This window comes from Bradyrhizobium sp., from assembly GCF_016462955.1.
Lineage (GTDB): Bacteria > Pseudomonadota > Alphaproteobacteria > Rhizobiales > Xanthobacteraceae > Bradyrhizobium.
Genome location: NZ_JAEMSD010000094.1, coordinates 658 through 9,348, shown reverse-complemented (window position 1 = coordinate 9,348; position 8,691 = coordinate 658). Strand labels below are relative to the sequence as shown.

At 63.8% G+C, this 8,691-nt stretch carries 11 protein-coding genes; 4 read left to right on the top strand and 7 right to left on the bottom strand.

The window, feature by feature from the left end; all coding sequences use genetic code 11:
* The first annotated feature begins 174 nt into the window (after positions 1-174).
* Positions 175-582, top strand: coding sequence for a nuclear transport factor 2 family protein (locus tag JHD07_RS12740; protein ID WP_291622545.1), 408 nt, complete (start codon positions 175-177; stop codon positions 580-582).
* Here the strand turns inward: JHD07_RS12740 and JHD07_RS12735 are convergent.
* The gene (locus JHD07_RS12735; RefSeq protein WP_291622543.1) at positions 579-1,361 is read right to left on the bottom strand and encodes an HAD family hydrolase; all 783 of its coding nucleotides are present in this window, start codon (positions 1,359-1,361) and stop codon (positions 579-581) included. The two genes, JHD07_RS12740 and JHD07_RS12735, sit on opposite strands and share 4 nt — an antisense overlap.
* A 143-nt stretch (positions 1,362-1,504) precedes the next feature.
* Between JHD07_RS12735 and JHD07_RS12730 the strand changes: the two genes are divergently transcribed.
* Positions 1,505-2,371 (top strand): SDR family oxidoreductase, encoded by an 867-nt coding sequence (locus JHD07_RS12730; RefSeq protein ID WP_291622541.1) that lies wholly within the window; start codon positions 1,505-1,507, stop codon positions 2,369-2,371.
* A 420-nt stretch (positions 2,372-2,791) separates the two neighbouring features.
* A complete protein-coding gene (locus tag JHD07_RS12725) occupies positions 2,792-3,370 on the top strand; it encodes a MarR family transcriptional regulator (protein ID WP_291622539.1) in 579 nt (192 codons plus the stop codon).
* A 9-nt stretch (positions 3,371-3,379) separates the two neighbouring features.
* Here JHD07_RS12725 and JHD07_RS12720 read toward each other — a convergent pair whose 3' ends face one another.
* Positions 3,380-4,333, bottom strand: coding sequence for a hypothetical protein (locus JHD07_RS12720; protein ID WP_291622537.1), 954 nt, complete (start codon positions 4,331-4,333; stop codon positions 3,380-3,382).
* An 817-nt stretch (positions 4,334-5,150) separates the two neighbouring features.
* On the opposite strand from JHD07_RS12720, the gene JHD07_RS12715 reads away from it, so the two are divergent.
* Positions 5,151-5,921 carry a winged helix-turn-helix domain-containing protein gene (locus JHD07_RS12715; RefSeq protein ID WP_291622535.1) on the top strand — a complete coding sequence of 257 codons (771 nt, stop codon included), beginning with the start codon at positions 5,151-5,153 and terminating at the stop codon, positions 5,919-5,921.
* Positions 5,922-6,231: 310 nt separating this feature from the next.
* On the opposite strand, the gene JHD07_RS12710 is transcribed toward JHD07_RS12715, so the two are convergent.
* The 5 genes from JHD07_RS12710 to JHD07_RS12690 all read right to left on the bottom strand — a co-directional run.
* On the bottom strand, positions 6,232-6,690 hold the full coding sequence (locus JHD07_RS12710; RefSeq protein ID WP_291622533.1) for a hypothetical protein: 459 nt from the start codon (positions 6,688-6,690) through the stop codon (positions 6,232-6,234).
* A complete protein-coding gene (locus tag JHD07_RS12705) occupies positions 6,687-7,196 on the bottom strand; it encodes a flagellar biosynthesis protein FlgN (RefSeq protein ID WP_291622531.1) in 510 nt (169 codons plus the stop codon). The genes JHD07_RS12710 and JHD07_RS12705 overlap by 4 nt, the downstream gene beginning before the upstream one ends.
* Before the next feature lie 42 nt (positions 7,197-7,238).
* Positions 7,239-7,718 (bottom strand): rod-binding protein, encoded by a 480-nt coding sequence (locus JHD07_RS12700; protein WP_291622529.1) that lies wholly within the window; start codon positions 7,716-7,718, stop codon positions 7,239-7,241.
* Positions 7,715-8,134: a hypothetical protein gene (locus JHD07_RS12695; RefSeq protein ID WP_291622527.1), complete on the bottom strand. Its 420-nt coding sequence runs from the start codon at positions 8,132-8,134 to the stop codon at positions 7,715-7,717. Before JHD07_RS12695 ends, JHD07_RS12700 begins: the two co-directional genes overlap by 4 nt.
* A gap of 7 nt (positions 8,135-8,141) precedes the next feature.
* Positions 8,142-8,691, bottom strand: a 550-nt coding sequence (locus JHD07_RS12690) for a flagellar biosynthetic protein FliR (RefSeq protein ID WP_291622524.1), incomplete at its 5' end; no start/stop codon positions are given.

Genomic DNA, 8,691 nt, shown 5'->3' with positions numbered 1-8,691 from the left:
ATCGGATGATCCGTCCAGGCGCGCGGGGCCGGCGTTGTGCCGGTCGACCTGGCCCGCGCGATAAGGGGAGGTGACCGTGGTATCGGCTGGAATTCCATCTGGAATGCTGCACTGCGGCCAAAATCGACGGAAGTCGCGCTTGATTTTTCCCGGTCCTTGCCCCACCCGATAGCGATGGGAAAGGACACCAAGGTCATTGCCGCCAACGCGGCCTTCTACGCCGCGTTTTCTACGGGCGACTTTGCCGGCATGGAACGGATGTGGGCGGACGACGACGCCATTTCCTGCATCCATCCCGGCTGGCCGGCCATCATCGGCCGCGCCACCGTGATCGGCAGCTGGCGCGACATCCTGCAAGATCCGCAGCGGCCGCAGATCGTCTGCGCCGAGCCGCAGGCCATCGTCGACGGCGACAGCGCGCGCGTGCTCTGCATCGAGATCGTCGACGGCACCGCCCTGGCCGCGGCCAATCATTTTCGCCGCGTCGGCGACGACTGGCGCCTGGTGCACCATCAGTCGAGCCCGATCGCGCAGATTGTCGAGCAGGCCGAGGACGATAGAACAAGTCACCGCGTCCACTAAGCACCGCGATCACGCCGGCGTGATCTACTGTGCATGGGGTTGTTTTTCAGTTTTTGGTTGGCGCTGCCGAGTTCCGACAGATCCTCCAACACGGCCCGGGCCCCGGTGAAGTCGTCATCCCGGCAGAACATGCTGCGCGTGATCAGGACCGGGATGCCGGCGCGCGAGGCCGCCATCAGCCCGTTGCCGGAATCCTCGATCGCGACGCAGTCGTGCGCTTCCAGCTGCAACCGCGCCAGGCTCTCGAGATAGACGTCCGGCGCGGGCTTCTTGTGCCTGACGTCGTCGCCGGCGACGATCGCGTCGAAGTCCGCAGCCCAGCCCGTCCCCAGCGCCTGCGACAGCAGCGCATCGATATTGCCGTGCGAGGTGGTGGTTGCGATCGCAAGCCGCTGGCCACGCGCCTTTGCATCTGCCAGCAGCTCCGCCACGCCCGGCCGCAACGGGCAGCAGCCGGTCTCGACCAGCCCGGCATAATGCGTGGTCTTGATGCGGTGAAGCTCCGCAATGTCCGCGTCCGACAATGGCGGGGCAGCAACCAGACTGGTGTGGTAGGCGCGCATACGCTCCTTGCCGCCCGTCACCAGCAGCAGATGCCTGTAGACCGCGCGGTCCCACTCCCAGCCGAGACCGTGGCGGGCGAAGGCATGGTTGAAGGCCTGCCGGTGCAGCTCCTCGGTTTCGGCCAGGGTGCCGTCGACATCGAAGATCAGCGCAGCCGCGCGCCGGATCAGATCGGCGGCATCCACTGGCGCCTGAGCGAGCGCGTCTGCCTGCATGGTCGTGCCTCCCTGTGCCAGGCGACCATCGCCGGAGGCGGGAGGCGAGACAAATCGCAATATCTTTTGCCGGACCCAAAAATCTTTTATGAGCAAAAGGCGCGCGACGTTGTGCGTGGGAACTCGACCTGCACGGGAGACGCATGCGGCTCTTCATCCTCGGCCTCGGCTACAGCGCCCGGCACTTCGTCCGCCGACACGGCAGCAGCTTCTCGCACGTCGCCGGCACCGTGCGCGATCCGGCGCAGCGGAACGATCTCGCCGGCCTCGAGGTGCACGCCTTTTCCGGCGGGGCCCCCGGGCGCGAAACGGTGGAACGGGTTCGCGAGGCCGATGTGCTTCTGGTGTCGATCCCGCCCGGGAGCGCCGGCGATCCCGCGATCGCGGCGTTCGGCGACATGCTGCAGGGGAGCCGCCGCAAGGTGGTCTATCTCTCCACCATCGGGGTGTATGGCGACCACGGTGGTGCATGGGTCGACGAGAGCACGCCGCCGCAAGGGACGCTCGATCGCAACCGCACGCGGATCGCCGTGGAGCAGGCCTGGACGGATGCGACGGGCGGCGATGCGGCGATCCTGCGGCTTGCCGGCATCTACGGTCCCGGCCGCAACGCGCTGGCGACGCTGCGCGCGGGAACGGCGCGGCGCATCATCAAGCCGGGACAGATCTTCAACCGCATCCACGTCGACGACATCGCAGGTGCGATCATGGCCGCCGTCCATCATCGCGGCGGCGGCATCTGGAACGTCTGCGACGACGAGCCCGCGCCGCCGCAGGACGTGATCGCCTATGCCGCGCAGTTGATGGGCGTCGCGCCGCCGCCCGAAGAAGTGTTCGCGACCGCCGAGATGTCGGCAATGGCCCGCAGCTTCTATGCCAGCAGCGCCCGCGTATCCAATGCGAAATTGAAGCGGGAGCTCGGCGTTACGCTCGTCCACCCGACCTATCGACACGGTCTCGACGCGCTGTGGCGCGCAGGGGAAGATGGCGCGCGCGACTTAACCGTCTAGCTGCATTGCAGCGCAACATCCATTAACCGAGAAAGCCGGTTCTTTTGCGGGCGATCCGACGGCCCCGGTGTCGCGGTGATTGCGCCTGTTCGCACGCGCGACAGGCTCTGCAGCAACAAATGGCAATCACGGCGCCGCAACGACACATCATCTTGCTCGTCTATCGCATCTCCTCGCCAATCAGTGCGCAAACCGTCGCCATTTGAGTGAAATTTTCAGATGATCCGGTGCGTGCAATTTACTCGGCCTTTCTTTGTGACACCCTAGTTCCACGGCCGGAAGTTTCATCACCGGAAACGGAGAAGCTCTTCCACCGACGCGCGATGGCCGCCGACGGAGCGCGCGAGCGGGTTTCATTTTCGTTCATTCACTGTGCCGTTTAGAGCCAATTGAATAAGCGTTTCTCGACCTGGAATTGAAATGAAGTTGGCCCGTGAATCGATTGAACTGCTGGAGCAAGTTGCACGAATCCTGTGGTTTGAAGGCACCAAGCACGGCCTGCGCGACCGCGAATGGATGGCGTTGCGCTTCCTCTCTCGCGCCAACCGATTTTCCCGAACGCCGTCGGCGCTGGCGAGCTATGTCGGCACGACGCGTGGCACTGCCTCGTTCATCATCGGCGAGCTCGAGCGGCTCGGCTATCTCGAGCGAAAGCGCTCGGCTACGGACAAGCGGTCGGTGATGCTGAGCGTCACCCAGCAGGGCAAGAAGTTCCTGACGCGCGATCCCGTCAACGTTCTCGTCGAAGCGATCGCCGTTCTCGACGACGACGTCAAGATCCGCTTCCGCGACACGTTCCGGCACGTGCTGGACCATTCGGATGCCGCCGAGCAGCGGCACCACACCGACGTCTGCAAGCGGTGCATCTTCCTGCGGGAAGATCGTAGCACCACGGACGTCAAGGCAACCCTCGAATTCAGCTGCCGTCTGTTTCGCGCGCCGATCGCGGAGGCCGAGATCGACCTGCTATGCACCAGCTTCGAGCATCACCGTCATTAAGGAACGCGATCAAGGCGTGGCCTTGCGTGAAGAATAGACCACGCCACCGCCGCTGAGATCCACCGCTAGCCGTCCGTTCTCGCTCCTGATCTCTTCGATGCGGCCAAGACCCGGCACCTGTTGTCCCAGCACCGCCTCGATGACGCCGTTCGGGCCTTGCAGGATCGCGATCCCATCATAGGCCTGACGAACCGACCAGCCCTTGATCGTCTTGCGCGGCGGCGACGCACGCTCGGGCGCAGGGACCGATCCCGTGAATTCGGGAGCGGCGGCCGCCGCCATCATCGGCCCTTGCTGAGGCACGGGCTGCGGTTGCACCGCTGTCGGCGCGGAAGCCTGGGCCTGCACCTGGGCGAGCTTGTCGAGCTTCGCCGTCGAGGACGAGCTCACCCGCTCGATCCGGTCCAGGTTCTCGGCAAACCGGCCGAAGCGATCGTTCGTCACCTTGCTCGACTGATCGACAGCGGTACGCAAGCCGTCCAGATTCTCGGACACGCCCGATATTTGCTTGCGCAACTGTGCGACGGTCTCGCGCAAATTCCTGATCTCCGCCGAGGCCGCGGCGTTGCTCTGCGCGGGCTGGGTGGTGAGATAGGCGATCACGCCGGTGCAGGCGCACACCACCAACATGGCAGCGGCTGCCAGAGTTGCGAGCGGCGCGACCCATGTCGGACGAGGTGGCGGCGGCTTTGCCACGATCACGGCAGGCTTGATCACTGCCGGGGCAGGTTTCGGGATCGCCATTTTGTCGAGGCGCGCCTTAGCACGAATACGCTTCAAGCCCTCGAGTGCCTCCTTTGCGAGAGCTTCGTCGCTCGACGCGGCCGATACACGTTTTGCGCTTGCGGCAGGCGTGGCCGTCCGCGTCGAGCCGTCCTTAGTATCGCTCGCCTCCGGTCCCCGCTTCGCCGCCGTTGAAGCATCCGCGGTCGCGTTGGGACGAGCCTGTCCATCGGACAACATGTGAAGATGCTCCGTTCGGGTTCGATCTGTCGAAAGGTGACGTTATTTGCCGAAGCTTGCCTGAAACGTGCGCATCGAAACTTTTCATCGCACGATGCGCCGCCTCACGAGTCGATCGCATCATGCACGTGGCGATAGTGCGACTCGAAAGACACACACTCGCCAAGATTTCACCAAGCTCGAGTCCTCGCGCGACATGAGTCGAATTGCCGCATGTGGAAAGGTCGGCCCCGAAGTCAATTTCAGATTGAAAATGCGTCAATGTACCCGACCGGGGGCACCACCCGAAATAGCTGTAATCCTACGGGGATGCGGAACTATACAACCATCAGGGTGCAAAACTAGTTCGCAATCCAAATCAACTGATGCGATTGAATACATCAGAAACAACCCGAAACGAATCAACAGCATCAAGCACGTATAGCAATCGCTTTCTTCCACGCGCTTGATCGGGATTCGGCAATTGTTACGGTCCTACTCAAGTGATTCTCGCCAGTCGGCGAGGTGAGCGACACGGTTCAGCAGTGTTTGGACGCGATGAGCAATTCGGCGCAGCTGTTCTAGGTCCGTTTCTCAATCCGCTCCGCGGGGTGGTCCGTAAACAAACCCGCCGAGCCCCACACAGTAAGCGTTTCAGTATCGAGTTGAAGTCACAGGCCTGCGAGACGCAGGCACTGAACGCGTAGGGCTGCCCGCGAATATCGAAACCACAACAACGGTTCGCGGGATGGAATGTCGTCAAACAGCATCGTTGCCGAGCCGGGGCATCACAACAACCAGCCGGCCGCAACAAGTGCGAAACAGGGGCGAAAGACTGATGTATATTATCGTTGATGATCGCGAGAGCGTCGCAAACAGCTACGTCGGAGGGCTGGTTCGCGAAGGCGTGTCGTCGATCGGCTTCTCCTCCGGGGAATTTTGGGATTGGCTGCAATCCGCCAGTGAATCCGATCTGGCTGCGGTGGACGCCTTTCTCCTCGGGGACTGCGATGGCCGTGGAAGCCTGCCACGAGCCATGCGCAAGCGATCCTCGGCTCCCATCATCGCCATGAGCGGCCAGAGGATGCTCAAGAACACGCTCGAGCTGTTCGAGGCGGGTGTCGACGACGTCGTGCACGTGCCGGTTCACCTGCGTGAGATCCTGGCCCGAACGGCTGCGATCGCGCGGCGCCGGGTGGGCGAATTGCCGAGGCCCTGCGAGAGCAGGATCCAGGTCTTCTTCAACGGCCGAGACCCCGAGATCGCCGGCCACGCCCTCACCCTCCCCCGCCGCGAATTGCGCATTCTCGAATATATGGTCGCCAACCACGGCAAGTGGATCACGAAGACGCAGATCTTCAACGCGATCTACGGCCTCTTCGAGTCCACCTTCGACGAGAGCGTGATCGAGAGTCACGTCAGCAAGCTGCGCAAGAAGCTCCGCGACCGCCTCGGGTTCGACGCGATCGTCGCCCGCCGTTACGTCGGATACCGCCTCAACATCCCGGCCGGCGAGCCCCTCGAGGAGCCGTTGCAGGAGCTTGATGAGGTGGGCATCCTCCTGAACAGGGCGCAAGCCGCTCCGGCGGCCTACCCGGCCGGCGCCTGACGGTCCACAGCGTGATGGCCGGACTTGTCCCGGCCATCACTCCTTTCCACGGGCATGACGAGCCTTGTGAGCCTCACCCAAAAGGCGAGGTGTCCTATCTGGAAGCGGTTTCGCGCGCGGCCATCCTTCGAGACGCCCGCCCTCGGCGGGCCTCGGGACGAGAACCGGGTGCATCGTGCTGGTCTTGGTGGACTCCGGCGTTCATGTCGCGCACAGCGCCTTATGCGATTGCCTTGCCCGCAAGGCAGGAGGGACAGAAAGAGTCTTGCTGCTGACCGAACTGAATTGGTCGTCCAGCCCCCGCCCCCCTCTACGGCTTCTGCTGGAATTCTTCCCTTGACACGTAGTTGAAGTCCTCGACCAGGACGTCCTGGACGATGTCACCCTGCATCCGTTCGTTGACGCGCTGCTTGATGGCTGCCGTCAAGACGGAAAGGTCGTAACGGGCGAGCCTCCTGAAGTCGAGCCGGTCGTCGGCATAGATCCGGCGGAAGGCCTCGTCGACGACGAACGGCTCCGGCGGAACGTTCAACTGCTGCACGGTGCGCCCTTCGATGGTGTAAACGAAGCGCGCGACGATGTAGCCCTGCACATTGCCGTTCTCGACCATGGGCACGCTCAGCGCCCGCGTCTTGTGATATTGCAGCCCTTCCAGATATTCGTCCTTTGCCGGCAGCAGGCTGCCCTTCTCCTTCCAATAGGCGACGGCATAGCTCGTGCCCGCAGTGAGGATGCATACCCAGAGCCCGGCCAGCACCAGCCTGATCATCTTCCATCCTGCGCTGCACGACCGGTATAGGTGCCGTCCGACTCGGCCTCCTTGATCGCCTTGACAATGATGCCGGCGACTTCGCGCACCGCATCGTAGTGCATTTCCAGAATCGAACGATTGCGCTCGAGCTTCTCGCGCAGCCGCCGGATCTCCTCGGTGATCTCGACTTCGCCGCCGAGATGCATCCCAGCCCGCATGAGGCGGACGAACTCGAGCATGCCGCGGCTCTTCCGGGCGCTGAAGTCGTCGAAATCGATCTTCTGGCTCGTCGTGAGCGCGGCCGTCTCCTCCTCGACGATACTGGCGAGACGGCGGATTGCGGCCAGCAAGCCGCCTATCTCATCCGATCTCGCCGCATCCGCGCCCTCGACCACGGCCTCGTTGCCTGCGATCGGCAGCAACACGGGCAGCAGCGCTTCGCCTGGTGCTTCTGTCCGCGTCAGTCCGGTGTCGGCTAGTGCCTGGTCGATTGCCATGGCCGCCGCGCCTTCTTGTGTCTGCATAGAAAATTCACCCCTCAACTTCTGTCAACCGTTCGCGGATCATCATCCGCCCTTCGCCCCGGCATCCGATCCCGCCGGATGTGCGGCGGCGAGCTGCTTGGCGATGCCGATGCCCTTGCCCTTTGCCAGCTGGCTGCCAAGCTGCTCGGCAAGCATCGACTTCCAGATGCCGCCGGCAGTGCCCTTGCCGAAGACCTCCTCCGATTCCTTCGGCAACATCGTCTCGACGAAGGTCTGGAGGATGAAGGCCTCGAACTTCCGGTAGACCTCGCCGGAGGCCGGCGCCTTGATCACCTGCACCGGGGCCCCGTTCACTGCACCCGACTGTGCCTCGGCGGCATTCGCCGCGGCTTGAACGGCGGTCGTGGCCCTGGCCTTGCCGGTTTCCGCGTCCATCGTGGCGGCGAAATCGGCATCCGATGCTTTCAGCGCATCGAGCTTCGCGGTCGCCGCGCGCTGCGTCACGGGGTCCGCGGCTTCGAGAACGTCGAGGACGAGGTCGGTCGTCGCTGTCACGATCATGTCTTGTTCCGTTTGGCTGGCGGTGGCGTCCACGCATGCACGGCAGGGTTTGTTCCCGTCATCTCCTCGAGGGAGCGCTTCTCGGCGTCGCGAAGCTTGTCGGCGAGCGCCGCCTTCGCGACCTCCTCGAGTTGCTTGACGCGACGGCTCTCGCGACGAACCTGGTCGAGCTGCTGCGCGGCCTCTGCCTGGACAGCGCGCGCACCGACGCTGGTCGTGTTGAGGCGACGCGCGATCGATTCGCTCGACGATCCCGCCGGGGGCGTTCCATGGTTCAAGGCTCCGACCAGCCATTCCTGCTCGTCCTCCAGGCTGCGCTCCCGCTGCCGCAATTGCGCGAGCTGCCATTCCGAGAGCCGAAGCTGGAGCTTCACCAGGGAGACCAGCCGGCCGAGCTTGTCCGCGCGCGACGTCATCACCGGGTCACTCCGCCAGCCAGGAGGAGACGCCGAGCATGAACTGCGTCAGCAGCTCGTCGCTGGTGAGGTAGAGCAGCAGGAAGCCGCCGAACAACACGAACGGCACCGAGATGAAATAGACCGGGATTGCCGGCGTCAGCTTGTTGATCAGGCCAATCGCCAAATTGACGATGACCGAATACACGATGAAGGGGCTCGAGATCCGCAGCGTCAGCACGAACGCTTCGGAAAGGCGGCCAACCAGCAGGTCGAGCGCCACGCCGCCGCCGAGCCTGTTGCCGGGCTGCCAGACCTCGTAGGAGTTCATCAGCCCGCGCAGGACCTGCCAGTGCTGGTCGGTCATGAAGAACAGCGTGGTGACGGCCGCCATGATCAGCGGCACCAGCGCGGGCGCCGGATCCGTGTCACCGATCGGGGTACCCGGAATATTGCTGAGCCCGATGGCGCTCGCCATCATGGTCGCCATGGTCTGGAGCGCGAGGAAGAACATGCGCCCGCCGAGCCCGATGACGCTGCCGACCAGCAGCTCCGAGCAGATCAGCAGCGCCAGGGTC

What these genes read in the sequence shown, in the direction of transcription:
- JHD07_RS12740 (WP_291622545.1), top strand. Translation starts at nt 175, where the DNA reads ATGGGAAAGGACACCAAGGTCATTGCCGCCAACGCGGCCTTCTACGCC.
- JHD07_RS12735 (WP_291622543.1), bottom strand. Translation starts at nt 1,361, where the DNA reads ATGCAGGCAGACGCGCTCGCTCAGGCGCCAGTGGATGCCGCCGATCTG.
- JHD07_RS12730 (WP_291622541.1), top strand. Translation starts at nt 1,505, where the DNA reads ATGCGGCTCTTCATCCTCGGCCTCGGCTACAGCGCCCGGCACTTCGTC.
- JHD07_RS12725 (WP_291622539.1), top strand. Translation starts at nt 2,792, where the DNA reads ATGAAGTTGGCCCGTGAATCGATTGAACTGCTGGAGCAAGTTGCACGA.
- JHD07_RS12720 (WP_291622537.1), bottom strand. Translation starts at nt 4,333, where the DNA reads ATGTTGTCCGATGGACAGGCTCGTCCCAACGCGACCGCGGATGCTTCA.
- JHD07_RS12715 (WP_291622535.1), top strand. Translation starts at nt 5,151, where the DNA reads ATGTATATTATCGTTGATGATCGCGAGAGCGTCGCAAACAGCTACGTC.
- JHD07_RS12710 (WP_291622533.1), bottom strand. Translation starts at nt 6,690, where the DNA reads ATGATCAGGCTGGTGCTGGCCGGGCTCTGGGTATGCATCCTCACTGCG.
- JHD07_RS12705 (WP_291622531.1), bottom strand. Translation starts at nt 7,196, where the DNA reads ATGCAGACACAAGAAGGCGCGGCGGCCATGGCAATCGACCAGGCACTA.
- JHD07_RS12700 (WP_291622529.1), bottom strand. Translation starts at nt 7,718, where the DNA reads ATGATCGTGACAGCGACGACCGACCTCGTCCTCGACGTTCTCGAAGCC.
- JHD07_RS12695 (WP_291622527.1), bottom strand. Translation starts at nt 8,134, where the DNA reads ATGACGTCGCGCGCGGACAAGCTCGGCCGGCTGGTCTCCCTGGTGAAG.